This is a genomic window from Burkholderia sp. YIM B11467 (assembly GCF_052952715.1).
The window spans coordinates 1031722-1051957 of the sequence record NZ_JBQVSQ010000002.1; the positions used below are offsets into that span (position 1 = coordinate 1031722).

20 protein-coding genes are annotated in these 20236 nt (G+C 69.5%); 7 read left to right on the forward strand and 13 right to left on the reverse strand.

Translation table 11 applies throughout. From position 1 onward, the window contains the following. Positions 1 to 14 precede the first annotated feature (14 nt). On the forward strand, positions 15 to 1277 hold the full coding sequence (locus tag ACTRWB_RS11740; RefSeq protein ID WP_446901995.1) for a glycosyltransferase family 87 protein: 1263 nt from the start codon (positions 15 to 17) through the stop codon (positions 1275 to 1277). On the opposite strand, the gene ACTRWB_RS11745 is transcribed toward ACTRWB_RS11740, so the two are convergent. The 12 genes from ACTRWB_RS11745 to ACTRWB_RS11800 all read right to left on the reverse strand — a co-directional run bounded on the left by ACTRWB_RS11745 (position 1241) and on the right by ACTRWB_RS11800 (position 11739). Next, the gene (locus tag ACTRWB_RS11745; RefSeq protein WP_446901996.1) at positions 1241 to 2281 is read right to left on the reverse strand and encodes a TadG family pilus assembly protein; all 1041 of its coding nucleotides are present in this window, start codon (positions 2279 to 2281) and stop codon (positions 1241 to 1243) included. The genes ACTRWB_RS11740 and ACTRWB_RS11745 overlap by 37 nt on opposite strands. Then, complete coding sequence (locus tag ACTRWB_RS11750) at positions 2274 to 2702, reverse strand: TadE/TadG family type IV pilus assembly protein (RefSeq protein ID WP_129517003.1); 429 nt, start codon at positions 2700 to 2702, stop codon at positions 2274 to 2276. The genes ACTRWB_RS11745 and ACTRWB_RS11750 overlap by 8 nt, the downstream gene beginning before the upstream one ends. Next, complete coding sequence (locus tag ACTRWB_RS11755) at positions 2699 to 3556, reverse strand: tetratricopeptide repeat protein (protein ID WP_446901997.1); 858 nt, start codon at positions 3554 to 3556, stop codon at positions 2699 to 2701. Before ACTRWB_RS11755 ends, ACTRWB_RS11750 begins: the two co-directional genes overlap by 4 nt. Next, positions 3553 to 4497, reverse strand: coding sequence for a type II secretion system F family protein (locus ACTRWB_RS11760; RefSeq protein WP_343490292.1), 945 nt, complete (start codon positions 4495 to 4497; stop codon positions 3553 to 3555). The genes ACTRWB_RS11755 and ACTRWB_RS11760 overlap by 4 nt, the downstream gene beginning before the upstream one ends. Continuing rightward, complete coding sequence (locus ACTRWB_RS11765; protein WP_446901998.1) at positions 4494 to 5471, reverse strand: type II secretion system F family protein; 978 nt, start codon at positions 5469 to 5471, stop codon at positions 4494 to 4496. The genes ACTRWB_RS11760 and ACTRWB_RS11765 overlap by 4 nt, the downstream gene beginning before the upstream one ends. Then, positions 5468 to 6877 (reverse strand): CpaF family protein, encoded by a 1410-nt coding sequence (locus ACTRWB_RS11770; RefSeq protein WP_446901999.1) that lies wholly within the window; start codon positions 6875 to 6877, stop codon positions 5468 to 5470. Before ACTRWB_RS11770 ends, ACTRWB_RS11765 begins: the two co-directional genes overlap by 4 nt. After that, a complete protein-coding gene (locus tag ACTRWB_RS11775; protein WP_193100898.1) occupies positions 6874 to 8097 on the reverse strand; it encodes an AAA family ATPase in 1224 nt (407 codons plus the stop codon). Before ACTRWB_RS11775 ends, ACTRWB_RS11770 begins: the two co-directional genes overlap by 4 nt. Positions 8098 to 8119: 22 nt before the next feature. Further along, positions 8120 to 8503: a CpaD family pilus assembly lipoprotein gene (locus tag ACTRWB_RS11780; protein ID WP_446902000.1), complete on the reverse strand. Its 384-nt coding sequence runs from the start codon at positions 8501 to 8503 to the stop codon at positions 8120 to 8122. A gap of 13 nt (positions 8504 to 8516) precedes the next feature. Beyond that, positions 8517 to 9899 carry a type II and III secretion system protein family protein gene (locus ACTRWB_RS11785; RefSeq protein WP_446902001.1) on the reverse strand — a complete coding sequence of 461 codons (1383 nt, stop codon included), beginning with the start codon at positions 9897 to 9899 and terminating at the stop codon, positions 8517 to 8519. Positions 9900 to 9961: 62 nt separating this feature from the next. Further along, entirely contained in the window at positions 9962 to 10969 is a 1008-nt protein-coding gene (gene cpaB, locus ACTRWB_RS11790) for a Flp pilus assembly protein CpaB (RefSeq protein WP_446902002.1), read from the reverse strand. 18 nt (positions 10970 to 10987) lie between these two features. Then, a complete protein-coding gene (locus ACTRWB_RS11795) occupies positions 10988 to 11467 on the reverse strand; it encodes a prepilin peptidase (RefSeq protein WP_412024870.1) in 480 nt (159 codons plus the stop codon). Between the two features lie 89 nt (positions 11468 to 11556). Further along, entirely contained in the window at positions 11557 to 11739 is a 183-nt protein-coding gene (locus tag ACTRWB_RS11800) for a Flp family type IVb pilin (RefSeq protein WP_048250404.1), read from the reverse strand. Positions 11740 to 12591: 852 nt separating this feature from the next. Here ACTRWB_RS11800 and ACTRWB_RS11805 point away from each other — a divergent pair. The 6 genes from ACTRWB_RS11805 to ACTRWB_RS11830 all read left to right on the forward strand — a co-directional run bounded on the left by ACTRWB_RS11805 (position 12592) and on the right by ACTRWB_RS11830 (position 18494). Beyond that, entirely contained in the window at positions 12592 to 13674 is a 1083-nt protein-coding gene (locus ACTRWB_RS11805) for an ABC transporter substrate-binding protein (RefSeq protein ID WP_446902003.1), read from the forward strand. Positions 13675 to 13689: 15 nt separating this feature from the next. Next, positions 13690 to 14532 (forward strand): ABC transporter permease, encoded by an 843-nt coding sequence (locus tag ACTRWB_RS11810; protein WP_446902004.1) that lies wholly within the window; start codon positions 13690 to 13692, stop codon positions 14530 to 14532. 35 nt (positions 14533 to 14567) lie between these two features. Further along, positions 14568 to 15398 (forward strand): ABC transporter permease, encoded by an 831-nt coding sequence (locus ACTRWB_RS11815; RefSeq protein ID WP_446902005.1) that lies wholly within the window; start codon positions 14568 to 14570, stop codon positions 15396 to 15398. Positions 15399 to 15438: 40 nt separating this feature from the next. Beyond that, a complete protein-coding gene (locus tag ACTRWB_RS11820) occupies positions 15439 to 16284 on the forward strand; it encodes an ABC transporter ATP-binding protein (RefSeq protein ID WP_446902006.1) in 846 nt (281 codons plus the stop codon). 147 nt (positions 16285 to 16431) lie between these two features. Further along, positions 16432 to 17385, forward strand: coding sequence for a TauD/TfdA dioxygenase family protein (locus ACTRWB_RS11825; RefSeq protein ID WP_446902007.1), 954 nt, complete (start codon positions 16432 to 16434; stop codon positions 17383 to 17385). 161 nt (positions 17386 to 17546) lie between these two features. After that, the gene (locus ACTRWB_RS11830; protein ID WP_193100908.1) at positions 17547 to 18494 is read left to right on the forward strand and encodes a TauD/TfdA dioxygenase family protein; all 948 of its coding nucleotides are present in this window, start codon (positions 17547 to 17549) and stop codon (positions 18492 to 18494) included. Positions 18495 to 18536: 42 nt separating this feature from the next. On the opposite strand, the gene ACTRWB_RS11835 is transcribed toward ACTRWB_RS11830, so the two are convergent. Continuing rightward, on the reverse strand, positions 18537 to 20198 hold the full coding sequence (locus ACTRWB_RS11835) for an ABC transporter substrate-binding protein (RefSeq protein WP_446902008.1): 1662 nt from the start codon (positions 20196 to 20198) through the stop codon (positions 18537 to 18539). Between the last annotated feature and the right edge of the window lie 38 nt (positions 20199 to 20236).

Genomic DNA, 20236 nt, shown 5'->3' on the forward strand with positions numbered 1-20236 from the left:
CCGGCACGCGACGCATGGACATTCCCCGACAATCGATGCACTCGGCGGAACACCCCGTCCGCACGTGGCTGACGCCCCGACGCGTCGTCACGTACAGCGCGTTCGTGCTCGTCTTCTACGCGCTGTTCCTGGCGATCTGGGCGTACGTGATCCGCTACGCGCCGGACACCGCCACCAAGCGCCCGGGTGCGGACTACGCGGTGTTCTGGTCGGCGTCGTACCTGATGCTGCACGGCGCGCCATGGCAGGCGTACGATCTCCCGACCTTCTCGCGGCTGTCGGCCGCGTTGTTCCCGTATTTCCGCGGCGAGGGTTTCGTCGCCTGGCTGTACCCGCCCACCTACCTGCTGCTCGTGACGCCGCTCGAACTCCTACCTTTTGCGATCGGCTATCCGCTGTTCGTCGCGTTCGGCATCGTCGTGTTCGGGTGCGCCGCGTGGCGCGTCTCGGGCCTCGGCGCGACGCCCGGCGTGCTGCGCGTCGGCGCGTTCGCGCTGGTCGCCGCGCCGTGCGTGTTCGTCACCGCGATGCTCGGGCAGAACGCGTTCCTGACCGCTGCGTGCGCGGCGCTGGCCGTCTACTGGGCCGACCGGCGGCCGATGTGGGCAGGCCTCTGCATCGGCCTGCTGTCGGTCAAGCCGCAGATGGCGCTGCTGTTCCCGTTCGTGCTGATCGCCGCGCGCGCGTGGCGCACGATCGCGTGGGCCGCGCTCGCCACCGCCGCGTTCGGCGCGTTGAGCGTGCTGGTGTGCGGCGTCGAGTCGTTGCGCCTGTTCGCCGCCAGCACGGGGCTCGCGCGATCGCTGATTCTCGAGCATCGCGTGATGTTCTGGTTCGCGTCGCCGACACCGTTCGCGGCATTCCGCCTCGCGGGCCTGCCGCTCGGCGCAGCGTATGCCGCACACGCCTGTGTCGCCGCGATCGCGATCGCGGCCGCGTGCTTCGTGTGGGCGCGCTCGCGCGACACCCGCGTGCGCGTGGCGGTGCTGGCGGTCGCGACGCTCATCGCGAATCCGTACGTGTGGCACTACGAACTCGCGTGGCTCGGTCTCGCGATCGCCTGCATGCTGGCGATCGGCTGGCGCGACGGCTGGCTGCGCGGCGAGCAGACCATGATCGCGCTGATGTGGGCGCTGCCGCTCGTCGAATACCTGAACGCGTGGCTGCTGCTGCCGCAAATCGGCCCCGCCGTGACGCTCGGCGCCCTCCTCGTGCTGCTGCGCCGCGCGCGGTCCGGTGCTCACAACGCGAGGCGCGGCGGCACGTACACGCCGTAGTACGGCCCGACGCCGGTCGCGACGCCGGTCAGCTTCACGCCGCCGACGAAGTGGCCCTGGATGTACTTGTACGAGCCGCCGAGCGATACGTCGATGTGGAACGCCGCGAACGCGACGATCGGCACGGTGGTGCTGCTCGACGTCTGCGTGACGACCGGCAGCACCACCGTCGCGCCGACCGGCACCGACGTGTAGAGCGTCGCCTTCACGCCGGTCGCGAGGTTGATGCTGTCGCCAATGCTCAGCGTGGTCGGGTTGCCGGTCACCATCAGCCCGCCCATCGTCGTCGTGTCGGTCGCCGTCGACTGGAACGACGTCCACTGCCCGCCCATGCACAGCAAACCGTAGGTCTGTCCGTTCGTGATCGAGAACTCGTACGGCAAGCCCGTCAGCGGATTGATCAGCGGCTGGTTGGTCGCCGCGTTCCAGTACTGGTTGTAGATGCACTGGTCGATCGCGATCGGAAACAGCCCGCCGGCCGCCACCCCGCCCGGCGCGGCCAGCACCGCCACCGCGGTCGCGCTGCCGGACGCGCCGGGAATCCCCAGCAGCCCGCCGAGCAGCAGTGGAATCGAGCCGCCGTTCACGCCCGGCGCGCGCGACACGGTGACCTGCACCGCCGGCACGTCGTACACGCCGGGTGTAATGGTCGTCGCCTGCATGCCCGCGGGGCTGCGCGTCATGTTCCAGTACCCGGTGGCCACCGTGCCGGACGACAGCGCGGCACCGGCCGCCGAATTCCGCGCGATCACGCCGTCCGCCGCCGACGCGGCCTGCGACCAGTTCACCGCGCCGCCGCTCGACGACATCATCGCGTCGGCCCCCGCGAGCGCGGCCGCGTCGGCGGCGTTCTGCAACTGGTTGCGCACGGTGGCCACCCACGCGATGTCGATCGCCAGCGCGCCGAACGACAGCAACGGAATCAGGAACAACAGGAAGAACAGCGCGACCGAACCGCGCTGCCGCGCCAGCGCGACGTGCTGCGGGCCGCGTGCGTCATTCATAGAGCATCACCGACGTGGCCGAGACCGTCACCGGGCCGGTCAGTGCGCTGAACGCGGAACCGAGCACCATCCCCGAATACGTGTAGGTCACCGTCACCGTCAGCGCGGTGCCCGACGTCGTCCCGTTCGCCTGCGTCACGGTCACGGCCGGCGTCGTCGCGGTGCCGCCGGTGATCAGGCTGTTCTGCATGTAGGTCTGTGCGACGCTGGCGACCTGCGTCGTGGTCAGCATCGGCACGCGCAGCACGACGCCGGCGCGCGCGGCCTCGCGGCTCGCGTTCGTGATGACGGCCTTGTCGCACAGGATCAGGCTCGTATCGATGATGCCGATCAGCACCATCAGCAGGAACGGCAGCATCAGCACGAACTCGAGGGACACGACGCCGCGCGCGCGGCGGGCGCCCGTCGCCCCGCGTGTCATTTTGCGGCCCCCGCTCCCGGCGGCGCGACGTCCGGTTCCAGCGCCGCGCCCGACAGCGGCGGCGCGCCGCCTGCCGCCCCGCGCGACGCGAGCCGCGCGCGCACTGCCTGGTAGAAGCGCAGGTTGTCGGCCACCGCCGACGCGGGCAGGTCCGCGGACAGCAGCTTCTTCGCCGAATCGGTATTGCCGAGCACGCCATACGCGAACGCGAGGTTCTGGCGCGCCTGCCACGGCGCATCGGGCAACCCCGCGACGTCGAGCAGCACGTTTACGCCCTCGCGCGGCCGGTTGCCCAGCACGAGCGACAGCCCGAGGTCGATGCGCAGCCCCTGCGCGTCCGGGTGCGCGCGCAGCGCGTCGCGATACACGGCCTGCGCATCCGCATGGCGCCCCTGCAGGTCGAGCACGGTGCCGAGCCCTTGCGCCGCGAGCGGATGGTTCGGCTGCGCGGTCAGCAGGTCGCGATAGCGCTGCGCGGCCTCGTCGAGCCGGCGCTGCCGCAACGCGATACGCGCGAGCCCGAGCTGTGGGCCGAGCTCCGCGGGCGACTGCCGCTGTGCATCCTCATAAAGGATCCGCGCGCGCTCCAGGTTGCCGGTGCGATAGTTGACGTCACCGAGCCCCAGTTGCGCCGCGAGCGAATCGGGATGCTTGGCGAGCACCTTCTCGTACAGCGTCGATGCGAGATCGACGTTGCCGCCGGCGAGCGCGCTGTCCGCGATGCGCAGTTCGGCCTGCGGGTCGTCGCTCTTGTGCGACAGTACCGGCCGGGTCTGGACGCCCGGTGCACAGCCGCCGGCCAGCACCGGCAGCACGGCCGCGAGCGCGAGCGCGCGTATGACGGATCGTGTCACTTGAATACCTCGAGCAGGCGGATCGCCGCAGGGCCCGCCGCGATCAGGCAGACCGTCGGCAGGATGAACAACATCATCGGCAGCGTGATCTTCGGCGCGAGCTTCGCGGCCTTTTCCTCGAGCGCGACGATCTGCTCGGTGCGCTCGGTGCGCGACAGCGTTCGCAGCGCCCGCGTGATCGGCGTGCCGAACCGTTGCGACTGCGTGAGCGTCGTCGCGAGCGAGCGCGCCGACGCGAAATCGACGCGCGTCGCGAAATGCGTGAGCGTCGCGGATACGTCGCCGCTGAGCGTGAGTTCGTCCGCGCACACCGTCAGCTCGTCGGCGAGCGGCGGGCAAATGCGCGCCAGTTCGTGCGCGACGCGCCGGACGCCCGACGCGAGACTGTTGCCGGCCATCGTGCAGATCACGAGCAGGTCGAGCGCGTCCGGAAAGCACGCGGCGATGATCCGCCGCCGCCGCCGGATCATCGCGCCGAGCACGTACTCGGGCACGATCACGCCGATCACGAACGCGGCGACCATCGCCAGCGCGCGGATCACGAAGTATTCGCCGAAGCGCGGGATGAACGGGCTGAACACGATCGCGACGCCCGCGAACAGCACGCCGCAGCTCAGCTTGATCCCGATCATCGACGACACCGCGCGGCGCTCGCGAAAACCCGCGCGCGCCAATTGCAGGCCGAGCTTCACGCGCTGCATCGGGTCGAGCACCGGCAGCCGCTCGCCGAGCTGCGCGAGCCGGCGCGTCAGGCCCTGGCGGACTTCGCCCGGCTGCAGCAGCCCCGCCGACGGCGACGGCGCACGCTGTCCGGCCGCCTGCTGCACGCGCGCGGCGATGCGCCGGCGCGTGCCGCCGCCTGGCCTGGCGAGCGCCACGCCAACACAGGCGAGCAACAGCAGCAGTTCGAGGCCACGGGCGGCCAGCGTCGATATCGTCATCGTGCGGTATCCAGTCGCGAGATCTTGCGGATCGTCAGCAGCCCCACCGTCAGCAGCCCGGCGGCGATCGTCAGCATCGTGTTGCCGGCGTGCGTCGTGAACAGCAGCATCACGTACGCGCGATTCACGAGGAACAGCGCGCCGATCATCACGAACGGCACCGCCGAAATGATCTTCGTCGTGATCCGCCCTTCGGCGGTCAGCGCGCGGGTCTTGAGGCGGATGTCGCGACGCGTGCGGATGATGCTCGACAGTTCGTCGAGTGTCTCGCCGAGGCTGCCGCCGGTTTCGCGCTGCAGCAGCAGGTAGACGGCGAAGAACGAGAAGTCCGCGATCATCAGCCGGTCCGCTGCCTGCGTGAGCACATCCTTGAGATCCGCGCCCACCTGCAGGCTGTCGCCCATCGTGCGGAACGTCGAACGCACCGGCTCGGCCGCGCTGTCGCCGACCGTGCTGATCGCCAGCGTGACCGGAATGCCCGCGCGCACGGCCCGCACGATCAGGTCGATCGCGTCCGGGAATGCCTCGAGAAAGCGGCCCCGGAAACGCTCGACCAGTGCGCGGTAGCTGGCGCGCATCGCGACCAGCGGCAGCCCGATGGTGATCAGCGGGCGCAGCACGCCCGGCGGCCCGATCAGCTTCACCGCGACGATCGCCGCGATCGCACCGGCCACCGTGCTGGCGACGACGATCCGCATGCCGCCTTCGCCGCCCACCGCCCGCACGCGTGTCACGTAGTGCTGCAGCCACGTGCGCACGCGGTTTTGCCGGCGTTCGAGGTTGAACAGCGCGACGCCGGACCCGTCGGCTGCGCCCGCATCGCGGCCCGCGAGCAACGGCGACAGGTGCCGCATCCGCTCGCGAATGCGCCGTGCGGGCGTGTGGCGCGCGCGCTCCAGCAGCGACGACAGCGCGAGCCCGATCCCGAGGATCACGACGAACGCGCACGCCGCGAACAGGTCGGCGGCCCTCATGGCCGGAATACCTCGGCGAGCGCATCCTCCTGGCCGTAGTACGCGGCGCGCGCCGCGAACGCCGGCCGCAGCGACGACGCGTCGAACACGCCCTTGACCGAGTCCCGTGTCGTGTCGCCTTCCTGGCGGAACGCGAACAGGTCCTGCGTGATGACCACCTCGCCCTCCATCCCGACGATCTCGGTGATCCGCGTGACGCGCCGCACGCCGTCGCGCATCCGCTCGATCTGCACGAACAGGTGCACGGCGCTCGCGATCTGGCGCCGGATCGACAGCAGCTGCAGGTTCGCGTTCGCCATCATCACCATGCTCTCGAGCCGGCTGATCGCGTCGCGCGGCGAGTTCGCATGGATCGTCGTCATCGAGCCGTCGTGGCCGGTGTTCATCGCCTGCAGCACGTCGAACGCCTCCGGGCCGCGAATCTCGCCGAGGATGATGCGGTCGGGCCGCATCCGCAGCGCGTTGCGCACGAGGTCGCGCTGCGAGATGCCGCCGAGCCCCTCGGTATTCTCCGGCCGTGTCTCGAGGCTGACGACGTGCGGTTGCTGCAGCTGCAGCTCGGCCGCGTCCTCGATCGTCACGACCCGTTCGTGCTGCTCGATGTGCTGCGACAGCGCGTTGAGCAGCGTCGTCTTGCCCGAGCCGGTGCCGCCCGAGATCACGATGTTCAGCCGGCACGAACACGCCACCTTCAGCAGCTGCAGCATCGGATGCGAGATGTTGCCCTGATGCGCCATCCGCGCGAGCGTGATGTCGCGCTTCGCGAACTTGCGGATCGAGATCGACGGGCCGCGCATCGCGATCGGCGGCAGCACGACGTTCACGCGGCTGCCGTCGGCGAGCCGCGCGTCGACCATCGGGCTGCTCTCGTCGACGCGCCGGCCCACCGCCGCCGCGATCCGCTGCGCGACGCTCGTCACGTGCGCGTCGTCGCGAAACTTCAGCGACGTGAGCTCGAGCCGGCCCGCGCGCTCGACGTAGACCTGGTCGGGCCCGTTGACGAGGATGTCGGTGACCGTTTCGTCGGCGAGCAGCGGCTCGATCGGCCCGACGCCGAACATGTCGTTCAGGATCGCATCGACGATCAGCACCTGCTCGCCGGCCGTGATCTTCAGGCGCTCGCGCTCGACCGTGTGCGCCGCCACCTGCTCGATGCCCGCGCGCACCTCGTCGCGCGTCTTCATCAGCGCCGCCGACATGTTCATCGACGCGAACACCGCGGTGCGGATCGCATCGAACTTGCCGGAGCGGATCAGCGCCTCGTGGGTGTCGGCGGCCGCGGGCGCACGAGCCGGCGGCGGCGCGGGCGCGACCGGCGGCACCGTCGGCGCCGGCGCGCTCGGTGCCGCGGGCACCGCGGCCGGCGCGGGGTCCGGCGGCGGCCGGTTGCGGTTGCCGAACGTCACGATCCTTTCCTCCACTTGACGAAGCGCGCGTACCACGGCTCGGCGATGGCCATCGGTTCGCCGGTGATGCCGTTCGCGAGCTGCAGGATCCCGTCCACGAAGCCGTGGGCCTTCGCGCCTTCGATCGGCTCGCCGAGGTTCTCGGCGACCGCGAGCGTCTGCGGCTCGTGCGGCAGCTCGCGCAGCGTCGCGCCGCCGAACGCCTCCGCGAAATCGGCCGGCTCGACCCGGCCGGCGACCGGCGCGAGCGGATTGTTCAGCACCATCGACAGCTGCCGCTCGCCCGGCAGCTCCTGCACGAAGCGCGCGAGCCGCGCGGATTCGTACGCGGCGTGCACCGAGCGGTCGGCGACGACGTACGCGAGATCGGACGCCTCGAGCGCATCCTCGAGCAGCTTGCCGGCGCCGCTGCCGACATCGAACAGCACGTAGTGGAAGCGGTCCTTCAGCATGTCGACCAGGCGCGCGATCGCCCCGTCGCTCAGCGGCACGTCGGCGCCGTACGAGAGCTCGGCCGACAGCACGTGCAGACGGTCGCCCTTCGTGACGAACATGCGGTCGAACAGCGCGTCGTCGGGGCGCTGCTCCATGTTCAGCAACTCGACCAGCCCGTTGTTGCTCGAAAGGCCAAGCATCGAGTTCGCGCCGCCGCCATGCAGGTTCAGGTCGATATACGCGACGCGGCGGCGCTTCTCGCCCGTCAGGCAGCGCGCGAGACTCACCGCGATGGTCGTCGTGCCGACGCCGCCGCGCGCGCCGACGAAACTGACGATCTTGCCGGTGCGCCCCTGCACGACCGATTCCGTCGCCGTCAGCGCGCGCCGCATCAGCTCGACGGTCAGCGGCTTGACGATGTAGTCCTGCACGCCGATGCCGAGCAGGTTGCGAAACAGCCCGACGTCGTTCTGCGTGCCGATCGCGACGACCCGCACCGACGGATCGCACACGTCGGCGAGCCGCATCAGGTCCGATACCGGCAGCACCGAATCCGACACGTCGATGACCAGCTGGCGCGGCGAGCGCTCCTGCTGCTGCAGCAACCGGATCGCGTCGTCGCAGGTGCCCGTCTGCAGGTGCGCACGCGTGATCGACAGATCCTGCGCGACGCGCCGGATCACGTCCTCGCTGCCGGGATCGGACACGACCGCGACGAGGTCCGTCGCGCCGGCAGACACGGCGCGCTTGGCATTCTGGCGTTCGAGGACGTTCATGGGCGGCATCGCGATGGCAGCGGAAATCGGTTCAATGGCCGGGCGAGCCGGTCGTCGTCAGCGTCTTGCCGGGGGTCGGCTGCTTCACGCGATCCTCGACGTAGCGACGCACCGCGCCGGCCGCGACTTCCGCGCCGGCGCCGCCGTACGGCACGGGCGCGACGAGATCCTGCGGCCGCGCGAGCATGGTCGCGAGGTTCGTGTAGGTCGCGCAGCCGAACGGCACGCCCGGCCGCCCGAAGCCCGCATCGACGAGATGCGACGGCTGCATCAGCTTCGCGCAGTCGGGCGGCACCGCCTGCACGCCGTCGAAGCCGATCGACCGTGCGTCGGGCAGGCTCAGCGGCGGCGGCGCCGACATGCAGCCCGCCAGCGTCAGCGGCAGCAGTGTCAGGACAGCGGTTCGAACTCGCATGGGCGCCTCCGATTCAGTACACGAAGCCCGCGGCGCCGACGAGGCGCGGCGTGTCGCCCGACAGCAGGTCGAGCCCCAGCTCGTGCTGCACCGCGAACTCCAGGTCGCTGCTCGGCCGCGCGACGGTGTCGATCGCCTGCTCGAGCTGGCCGGGCCCGGCCGGCTGCACGATGTACGGCGTCACGATCACGACCACCTCGGTCTTGCTGTCCTGGAAGTTCTTCGACGAAAACAGCCGGCCGATGATCGGCAGCCGGCCGAGCCCCGGGATCTGCGACACGGTGTCGGCCGTCTGGCTCTGCAGCAGCCCGCCGATCGCGAAGCTCTGCCCGCTCGACAGCTCGACCGTCGTCTCGACGCGCCGCACGGTCAGCCCCGGGATCTTGACGCCGCCGGTCGTCACGCTGTTGTTCGGGTCGACCTCGCTCACCTCCGGCCGCACCTTCAGGCTGATCCGGTTGTCGGCGAGCACGGTCGGCGTGAAGTCGAGCGACACGCCGAACGGCTTGAACTCGACCGTGATCGCGCCGGACGACGTACCCGCCTGCGCGACCGGGATCGGAATCTCGCCGCCCGCGAGGAAGCTCGCGGTCTCGCCGGACATCGCGGTGAGGTTCGGTTCGGCGAGCATCGTGATCAGGCCCTCCTGGTCGAGCGCATCGAGCACGACGTCGATCGACCAGCGCCCCGCGCGGAACCCGCCGAGCACCGAAAACGCGCCTGTCGGCGACAGGTTGAACAGGCCGCTCGTCGGATCGAACAGCGTGCGCCCGTTGAACAGCCCGCCGACAAAATTGCCGGCGCCGCCGAGCGCGCTCCAGTTGATGCCGAGCTGCTGCGTGATGTTGCGGCTCACCTCGGTCACCCGCACGCGCAGGTTCACCTGGATCGGGCGCGACAGCGTGAGCCGGTTCACGATGCTTTCCTTGTCGTGCAGGTACGGCGCGAGCGACTGCATCACGGCGTCCGCGTCGGCCGCGCTCGGCACCTTGCCCGACACCATCAGCGAGCCCGGCGCGCCCGACACCGACAGCTTCAGCTGCGGAAAGCGGCCGTCGAGCACCGCCTGAAGCGACGCCGTGTCGACCTGCACGATCACCGTCCTGCGCAGGATCGGCCGATGGTTCGCGCCGAGCGCGATCAGCGTGGTCGTGCCGGCCTTCTTGCCGAACACGAACACGGTGCGCGGCGACGGCACCTGGATGTCGGCAATCGCCGGATCGGCGACGAACATCGCGATCGCCGGCTCGGGCAGCGACAGCATCTCGCCCTTGCCGGTCGCGATCGACAGCACCGCGCCCGCGTCCGGCGCGCGTGCGCCTTGCGCGAACGCAATGCCGGGCGCCGCGACGCCGGCCAGGCACCAGAGAGCGAACCACCAAATCATGCGCACCATGCGTGTTCCCGTCATCCCGTCACATGCCGGCCGGCGGCCGGCCGTCCCGATCAGTCGACCCGTCATTGCGGCGCCGCCACCCGCGGCAGTTGCGCCGTCGCATCCGCCGCGACGTTGCCGCCGCCCGGCGGCGCCGGCATGCCGGACGGCAACGGCGGCAGGCCCGGCGTGCCGGTGCCGCCGCCGCGCGATCCGTCATCGATCGACGAACCGCGATAGATCACGACCGTGTTGTCCTGCCCTGCCGAGCGCGCGCCGCCTGCCTCCGGCCGGGCGGACGGCACGCGCGCAGCCTCGCGGGCCGCGCGCGACACGTCGCCCGCCCAGACCGGCTGCGTGTCCGGCTCCGGCTCGTCGCCCCCCGCCGGTTGCCGCCGGTCGCTGGTCGCGAAGCTGCGCAGCGCGAGCGACAGCGAGCCGAGGCGCGTCGCGACCAGCACGACCTGCGCGGTGCGCGGCGCGACCTCGAGCGTGACCGTGCGCGCGCGCGCCGTCGCGTCCGGCGCGCTCGCGGGGGCCTTCGCCCGCTGGAAATCCGAGCCGACCGCGAGCACGCGCGCGCGCCGCACGACCGTCTCCGCTTCGAAGGTGCCGGGCGACGTCGCCGAGCCGCCAATCTGCTGCGTGAGCACCACGTCGACGAAGTCGCCCGGCTGGATCAACCCCGCGTTACCCGACACGTCGTCGACCGGCACCGAGATCGCACGCATGCCGGGCTGCAGCGCGGCCGCGAGAAAATCCGGCGCACCGGCCGGAATCACGTTGTCCGTGCGGATCGCCGTGCCGGCACCGACGCGATTGCGCAGCAGCGCACCCTTCAGGTCGGCGCCCGGCTGCGACTCGACGAACGCACCCGGCGGCACCTGCGCGCGCGGCATGCGCTTCCAGCCGAGATCGTTGTCGCGCAGCAGCAGCCCTTCCGGCAGATCGGCGGCCGCGACGCGCACGCGCGCCTGATCCGCGTCGCCGGGCGCCGACGTCGTCGACGCGGCGACGTACAGTTCGCGCAGGATGAACGCGCCGATGCCCGCAGCGACGATCAGCACGGCCATTCTCAGAGGTTTGGGCATGGCGGCGTGCGTCCCCGGCTAGGTAAGCGAAACCGCGTACGGAGACGGCACCCAGACGGCGAGCGCACCGCCGAACGCGAGCGCGACGCCGTACGGCACGCCGCGCACGGCGAGCGCGCGGGCGGGCGCCGCGCGACGCTGCCACGCGACGGCCGCGAGCGCGGCGAGGCCGCACAGGGCACCCGCCGCGCCGACGATCGTCAATACCGCGAGCGCCAGCGTCGGGCCGGCCCACAGGAACACCGCCGCCGCGAGCTTGACGTCGCCGCCGCCGATCCAGCCCGCGTGATGCAAGCCGCCGAACATCAGCAGCATCGCCGCGGCGGTCGCCACGTGGCCGGCCAGCGGCGCGAGGCTTTCGTGCGCGAGCGCCGCCGCGACGAAATACAGCATCGCGAACGCCAGCACCGCGCGATTGGACAGGCGCCGGTCGCGCAGGTCCTGCGCCGCAAGCGACGCCAGCACGACCGTGGCCACCGACTGCACGAGAATGAGCATGGGAGAGCCGTCCGTCGGCGCACCCCCGGCTGGATACGTTCTACCGCTGCGGATCCGTGTGTTCGTCGGCGGCGCGCGGGTTCAGGGGATCAGATCAGGCTCGTCACCTTCGAGATCAGCGCCGTGAACACGCTCGGCAAGCCACCGGAAGTGCTGCTGAGGATCACGCCGACCGCCGCCAGCGCGACCACGACGATGCCGGCCAGCACCGCATATTCGAGCGAGCTGACGCCACGTTCATCACGCAGCAGGGACTTGACGTATTGCAGCATGGCAACCTCCGTGTGACGGGGTCGATGATCGACCGTTGAACGCAAAGACGCTGCATGGGTGCGCCGGCTGCACAGGGCGCTCGCCCAGTTGCGACTCTTACGAACGGCCCTGGCATCGGGCCGTTCGCACCCTCGAAGTCCACTCGATCACTACGACGTGCGGCATGCAACGACGGCATCGATCGTTTCATTCGCACGCTTGTTATGCGCGGTGCCGGCACGATGCCGACCGCGCTGATTCGTCTAGGGTATAGACAATTTTTCGGACGATTTCAAATAATTTGGCGTCGGATTGAATTTATGGATAGCACCCTGAAACAATGAAATTCATACCGGTCATCTATCGAAATTCTTTCTCGTGACATGCCGCGTGGTTCAGATGCCGAGACAAACGTTTCGACTATTGCGATGCGTCATGTAGCGCCTGGCTTACAACCCATTTTCATTCTGTTTTCCGGTATGCCGGATCGGGCCGTTAGCGCCGTTTCATGCGGCAGACCCGACGAAAATGACGAGTCCGGATCGCTTTTTTTAACCGCCTGACACCCATTTCACGGCCCGGATTCGCCGGTCGATCGGCATGCGAATCCGCGATTTCGCCATTTCATGAATTCCTGGATCGACGCTTTCATAATTATCGAATGACATCAACAAATACAATCGGAATCCTTAACGATTACCCCTTACACGCGAATCCGCTTGCCGTCCTCATAAAACAGCCCCCCCGGCCCGGCAACCCGCCGGACGGCGATAAGCATAGTTCAAATCGTTGCTTGTCCCGCGCCGGCAGCGTCCACCAGAATGGCTCGACGCCTCCCGGCCCGACTTCATTCTCTCGCGACCCGCCGCACCATGACCGAACGATTCCCGTCTCCCCTACGCCTGCTGCGACCGCTGCTGGCGGCCATGCTGATGACGCTGGCGGCCACCGCCGCGCACGCCGACAAGCCCGCCACCATCCGCATCGGCGTCGCCCAGCAAGGCGCCGGCGATCCGCCGACCTTCGGCGGATCGAGCGCCGCCACCGTGCAGTTGCAGCAGCGGGTCGAGAAGGAGTTCGCGGCCGACGGCATCACCGTGCAGTGGCTGTTCTTCAAGGGCGCGGGGCCGGCCGTCAACGAGGCGATCGCCAACAAGGCGCTCGACTTCGCGTATCAGGGCGACCTGCCGGCCGTGCTCGCGCGCTCGAACGGGATCAAGACGCACCTGCTGCTCGCCGCGAGCCTGCGCTCGGGCGTCAAGATCGCGGTGCCGCCCGATTCAGCGATCCGCTCGATCAAGGACCTGAAAGACCGCCGCGTATCGATCTTCCGCGGCACGAACCTGCAGCTCGTCGCCGACAACGCGCTCGCGACGAACGGCCTCGGCGAACGCGACCTGCGCGTGATCAACCTCGACTCCGCGAGCTCGCTCGCCGCGCTCGCATCGAAAGGCATCGACGCATCGGTCGGCGACTACCAGCTGTACAAGCTGCGCGACGCGGGGCTCGCGAAGATCATCTACGAATCGCAGAACGACGGCCCGCAGTACACGCGCCAGACTCACCTGCTCGTGCTCGACGACTTCGAGCGCGCGCATCCGGACGTCGTGCAGCGCGTCGTCAACGCGTTCGTGAAGGGCGCGCAATGGTCGTCCGACGAAGCGAACCGCGATGCGCTGTTCAAGCTGTGGGCGAAGAGCGGCGTGCCGTATTCGTCGTGGCAGGCCGACTATGCGAACCAGCGCCTGAAGGATCGCCTGTCGCCGCTGATCGATCCGTTCCTCGTCGCGCGCTACAAGGCCGTCGCGCAGGATGCGCTGAAGCTGAAGCTGATCCGGCAACCGGTCGACGTCGACGGCTGGTTCGAGCCGAAGTATCTCGACAACGCGCTGCGCACGCTGAAGCTCGAAACCTACTGGCAACGTTACGACGCGGCCGGCAAGCCCCTTTCCTGACCTGGAGCGGCCCCGATGAGCGACACCGCGATCCCGATTCCGTCGTCCGAGCTGAATGCGCTCGCCGCGCAGCCGCGCCGCGCGGCGGGGCTGAAGCGGCTGTCGTGGCGGCTCGCGCCGTGGGTGCTGCCCGCGCTGTTGTTCGCGCTGTGGACCATCGGCAGCGCGCGCGGCTGGATCGCGCCGCAGATCCTGCCGCCGCCCGAGCGCGTGTATGAAGCGCTCGCCGACCTCGCCACGAGCGGCGATCTCGCGCGCCACACGCTGATCAGCCTGCAGCGCGTGCTGGTCGGGTTCGCGGCCGGCACGCTGCTCGGTTTCGCGACCGGCGTCGCGCTCGGCCTGTCGCGCACGCTGGAGGCCTACGTGCTGCCGAGCTTCAACGCGCTCGTGCAGATTCCGGTGCTCGGCTGGTTGCCGTTCCTGCTGCTGCTCGTCGGTGTCGGCGAACCGCTCAAGTACTTGCTGATCGCGCATGCGGCACTCGTCCCCGTCACGCTGAGCACGTTGCAAGGGTTTCGCCAGACACCGCCCGCGCTCGACGAAGTCGCGCGCGTGTTCGGCTACACGCGCCGGCAACGCATCGTCCACGTCGTGCTGCCGGCCGCGATCCCGACGCTCGCGACCGGCGTGCGGCTCGCGTTCACGAAGTCGTGGCTCGCGCTCGTCGTCGTCGAACTCGTCGCGTCGTCCGAAGGGCTCGGTTACCTGATCGTGTACGGGCGGCAACTGTTCCAGCTCGATCTCGTGATGGCGGCGGTGATCGTGGTCGGTGCGGTCGGCCTGCTGATCAACCGATTGTTCGATGCGCTCGAAGCGCGCCTGCGCCGCGGTGTGCCGTCCGCGTTCCGCGGCTGAACCGGCCTGCCGGCCCAACCGAAGGAGACCCACCCGTGCCGCAATCCGCCACGCCGACGCTCACGCCGGACGATGCGCCACCGGCCGCCGTATCTGCCCGCCGTCTGCACGCGCCCGACTGGCGCGGCTTCGTGCTGCCGCTCGCCGCATTCGCGCTGTGGTGGGCGATCGCTTCCGCGCATCTCGTGAAAAGCGGGCTGCTCGTCGGCCCGGCCGACGTGCTGCGCACCGCGTGGGTGCAGGCCGCGAGCGGCGCGCTCGGCCGCGCGCTGTCCGCGTCGCTCGCGCGCGAAGCCTGCGGTTTCGCAATCGGGGCGACGGGCGGACTGCTGCTCGGCGCGGCGCTCGGGCTGTCGCGCGTCGCCGCGCGGATGGTCGGCCCGAGCTTCGACACGTTCAAGCAGATCTCGCTGTTCGCGTGGATTCCGCTGATTTCCGTGTGGTTCGGCCTCGGCGACGTCGCCAAGGTCGTGTTCCTGTCGCTCGCCGCGCTGCTGCCCGTCGCCGCGCACACCTGCGACGGCATTCACGCGGTGCCGCGCGCGTATGTCGACGTCGCCCGCGCGCTGCGCTACTCGCGGCTGCAGCTCATCCGCTACGTGATCCTGCCGGCCGCGCTGCCGTCGATCTTCACCGGGCTGTATCTCGGCCTGATCTATTCGTGGCTCGCGACGCTCGGCGCCGAATACCTGCTGGTCGCCGGCAGCGGGATCGGCAACACGCTGATCGACGGCAGCGAGCAGTTCCGGATGGATCTCGTGCTGTTCGGGATCATCGTCGTCGGCGTGACCGGCTGGGCACTGAACGCGATCGCGCGTGCGATCGAGCGCAAGGTGCTGGCCCGGCGCGGCGACCTGTCGCGGTGATCGCCCTTTCCTTCCCTGCCGCAACCTTCTTCGCCCCGCCATGACGACCCTCGCCTCCGATTCGATCGACATCCTCCACGTGAGCAAGCGCTACGCACAACGCGGCGCGTCGCTCGCCGTGCTCGACGACGTGTCGCTGCACGTGCGTGCCGGCGAATTCGTCACGATCGTCGGCGCGAGCGGCTGCGGCAAGTCGACGCTGCTGCGGCTGATCGCCGGGCTCGATGCCGACTACGCGGGCGAGATCCGCGCCGGCGACGAACGCGTGCGCGACACGTCGCTGCAACGCGGGATCGTGTTCCAGGATCACCGGCTGTTCCCCTGGCTGACCGTCGAACAGAACATCGGCGCCGCGCTGCGCAACGCGCCGCTCGACGCGGCCGCGAAGCGACGCGCGGTCGCGGATCACATCGCGCTCGTCGGGCTGAACGGCTTCGAGCACGCGTATCCGAACCAGTTGTCGGGCGGGATGGCGCAGCGCGTCGCGATCGCGCGCGGCCTCGTGAACCGCCCGCGCGTGCTGCTGCTCGACGAGCCGTTCGGCGCGCTCGACGCGCAAACCCGCGCGCGGATGCAGAACGAACTGCTGCGCATCTGGGAACAGGAGCGCATCACGATGATGCTCGTCACGCACGATGTCGACGAAGCCGTTTATCTCGGTGACCGTGTCGTGACGATGGCGCCGCGCCCGGGCCGCATCGAGCGCATCGTCGACATCGCACTGCCGCGGCCGCGCCGGCGCGATTCGCCGGAATTCGCGCGGCTGCGCGACACGGTGCTCGCCGATTTCGACGAACGCGACCCACCGGGCAACGATGGCGCGGGCGGCAAACGCATCGGTACGACGCCACGTCACCGGATCGGCGAATGGCGGCTCGCGTGGTAAGTGCGTGACGCGGCGGATTGCTCAGCAAAACGACACATATCGATCATCGAAACTTGCACGCTAAGGTTGTGACGATTCATCGGTTCCGGTTCCGCGCGGTCCCTGCTTGAATGGAGATTCGATCGACCCGACTCCAGGAGACTCCCGATGTCCGAAGTCCAGCACGCCGCTCACCCGTCTTCCCATGCTGCGCACGCCGCGCCGCGCACGGCCGCCGCCCCGCTCCAGTTGCGTCAGGTCGCCGGCCGGATCGGCGCGGAGATCGCCGGCGTCCGGCTGTCGGCCACGCTCGACGACGCGACGTTCGACGCGGTCCAGGCCGCGCTGCTGCGCCACAAGGTGCTGTTCTTCCGCGGCCAGCACCATCTCGACGACGCCGCGCAGGAAGCGTTCGCGCGCCGCTTCGGCGATATCGTCGCGCACCCGACCGTGCCGCCCGTCGACGGTAGCGCGCACCTGCTCGAACTCGATTCCACGCACGGCGCGCGCGCCAATTCGTGGCACACCGACGTGACCTTCGTCGATGCATACCCGAAGATCTCGATCCTGCGCGCGGTCGTGATTCCGCCGTTCGGCGGCGATACCGTGTGGGCCAACACGGCCGCCGCGTACACGCATCTCCCCGACCCGTTGCGCGCACTGGCCGACACGCTGTGGGCGCTGCACACGAACGCGTACGACTACGCGTCGACGCACGTGCATGCCGACGATGCGCAACTGAAGCGCTACCGCGAGGTGTTCACGTCGACCGTCTACGAAACCGAGCACCCGGTCGTGCGCGTGCATCCGGAAACCGGCGAACGCACGCTCGTGCTCGGGCACTTCGTGCAGCGGCTCAAGGGGCTGTCGGCGCAGGATTCCGCGCACCTGCTGCAGGTATTCCACGAGCACGTGACGCGTCTCGAGAACACCGTGCGCTGGAACTGGCAGGAAGGCGACGTCGCGATCTGGGACAACCGCGCGACGCAACACTACGCGATCAACGACTACGGCGATGCGCGCCGCGTCGTGCGCCGCGCGACCGTTCACGGCGACGTGCCGGTCGGCATCGACGGCCGCCAGAGCGTCGTGCTGAAGGGGCCGGGCGCGACACTGCAATAACGCCCGAGCACCGCGGCGGCGCGACTCCCTGCGTGCCGCCGCGCGTTCCGCGCGATTCGCCACTCCGGACACCCGATCATGAACCTCTCGCCACCGGGCCGATGCGTGCACCCGCAACGATGTCGGCCATCCGCCCCGTTCACTTCCGCCAGGAGCGTCGCATGAGCGCCCTACTCGAACCCGCCGCCCAGCCGGTCGACGTGATCCCGCTATCCGCCCACATCGGCGCGGAAATACGCGGCGTCGACCTCACGCAACCGTTGACCACGCCGCAGATCGCGGCAATCCGCGCCGCGCTGCTGAAATGGCGCGTCATCTTCTTCCGCGAGCAATTCCTCACGCACGAGCAGCACGTCGCGTTCTCCGCGCAGTTCGGCGAGCCGACGGTCGGCCACCCGGTGTTCGGGCACGTCGACGGTCATCCGGCCGTCTATTCGATCGCGAAGCATCGCAAGGCGACGCGCTTCGAAGGCGAACCGGTGCGCCGGCCGTGGACGGGCTGGCACACCGACGTGACGGCCGCCGTGAATCCGCCGTGGGCGTCGATCCTGCGCGGCGTGACGATCCCGCCGTACGGCGGCGACACGCACTGGACCAACCTCGTGCGCGCGTATGAAACGCTGTCCGCGCCGCTGCGCGGTTTCGTCGACGGCTTGCGCGGCCTGCACCGCTTCACGCCGCCGGCCGGTGCGCGCGCAACCGGTGCATTCGACGAAGCGGTCGAGCGCCGCCCGCTCGTGACCGAGCATCCGCTCGTACGCGTGCATCCGGAGACCGGCGAGCGCGCGCTGTACGTGAGCCCGAGCTTCCTGAAATCGATCGTCGGGCTCACGCCGCGCGAAAGCCAGGCGCTGCTCGAACTGCTGTGGGAACACGTGACGCGGCCGGAATTCACGATCCGCTTCAAGTGGGAACCGCGCAGCATCGCGTTCTGGGACAACCGCGCGACCGCGCATCTCGCGCCGGTCGACATCTTCGATCTCGACTTCGACCGCCAGCTCTATCGCACAACCCTCACCGGCGATGTGCCGGTCGGCCCCGACGGCCAGCCATCGGTCGCACTCGAAGGCTCGCCGGTCGAAACGGCCGCGGCCGTCGCGCTCAACTGAGCGCAACCGGCACCGGCGCGCGCGAGCGCGCCGGCCCTTCCGTCAATCGAGCCACACGCCGTCGAACCGGTGCCCGCCGAGCGGCGAGAACGTCAGCCCGTGCACGCGCCTGGACACCGGCAACGACACGATCGACGTCGCGATCGGCGTGAACGGCACCTGATCCTTGAACACGACCTGCGCCTGTTCGTACAGCGCCGTGCGCTTCGCGACATCGCCGTTCGCGCGCGCCGCGCTCACCAGCTTTTCGAAATCCTGGTTGCACCACTTCGCGAGGTTGCTGCCGTGCACCGCGTCGCAGCCGAGCAGCGTGCCGAGCCAGTTGTCGGGGTCGCCGTTGTCGCCCGACCAGCCGTACAGGATCGCGTCGTGTTGCCCGTCGTGCTTCGCGCGGCGGTTGTATTCGCCCCATTCATAGCTGACGATCTTCGCGCGCACGCCGATCTTCGCCCAGTCCTGCTGGATCAGTTGCGCCATCAGCTGCGCATTCGGGTTGTACGGCCGCTGCACCGGCATCGCCCACAGCGTCAGGTCGAAGCCGTTCGGAAAACCGGCCTGCGCGAGCAGCGCCTTCGCGGCGGCCGGATCGCGCGGCGCATCCTTCAGGCGCGGGTTGTACGACCATTGCGTGGGCGGCATCGGGTTCGTCGCGATCTTCGCGTCGCCGTTGAAGACGGTCTTCACGATCGCCGTCTTGTCGATCGCGATGTCGAGCGCGCGCCGCACGTCGACGCGATCGAGCGGCGCATGCTGCGTGTTGTACGCGACGAAACCGACGTTGAAGCCCATCCCCGAAAACAGCGTCAGCTTCGGGTCGCGCCGCACCGTGTCGAGATCGGCCGGCCGCGGAAACACCGACACCTGGCACTCGCCCGCCACCAGCTTCTGCAGGCGCGCGGCCGGATCGGGCGTGATCGCGAACACGAGGCGCGCGAGCTTCACGTCGTCCGGTTTCCAGTAGTCGGGATTCGCGTCGTAGCGGATCAGCGCATCCTTCTGGTACGTGCGCAGCAGGAACGGCCCCGTGCCGACCGGGAACTGGTTGATGTCGGCCTCGCGATGGCGCGCCGCGAGCTGCGCCGCATATTCGGCCGACAGGACCGACGCGAACGCCATCGCGAGATTGCGCACGAACACGACGTCGGGCGACTTCAGCACGAAGCGCACCGTGTAGTCGTCGATCTTCTCGATACGCTCGACGTTGCGGTCGAAACCGAGATCGCTGAAGTACGGGAAGCTGACCGGGTAGGCCTTGCGGAACGGATCATCGGGATCGAGCATCCGGCGGAACGTGAACACGACGTCGTCGGCCTGGAACGGCCGCGTCGGCTTGAACCACGCGGTCGTCTGAAACTTCACGCCGCGCCGCAAATGAAACGTGATCGTACGCTGGTCGGGCGATACGTCCCAGCTCGTCGCGAGCGACGGTTCGAGATCGAGCGTGCCTCGCTTGAACTGCACGAGCCCGTTGTAGATCGTGTACGTGCTCGCGTCGAAATCGGTGCTCGTCGTGTGCTGGCCCGGATCGAAGCCGGCCGGGCTGCCTTCGGTGCAGTACACGAGCGTCTTACCGGTCGGCGCGGCGAGCGCCTGCGTGGCCGCGCCGGCGAGCAACAGCGCCGCGGCGATGCAGCGCAGTGCCGCAACGGCATGAGGTGCGCCGCGCGCACGACGCGCGGCTGACGAAACGAAAGCGTTCTTCATGGTGGCGGAGAGAAAGGACGATGGCTGTCATGCGAATG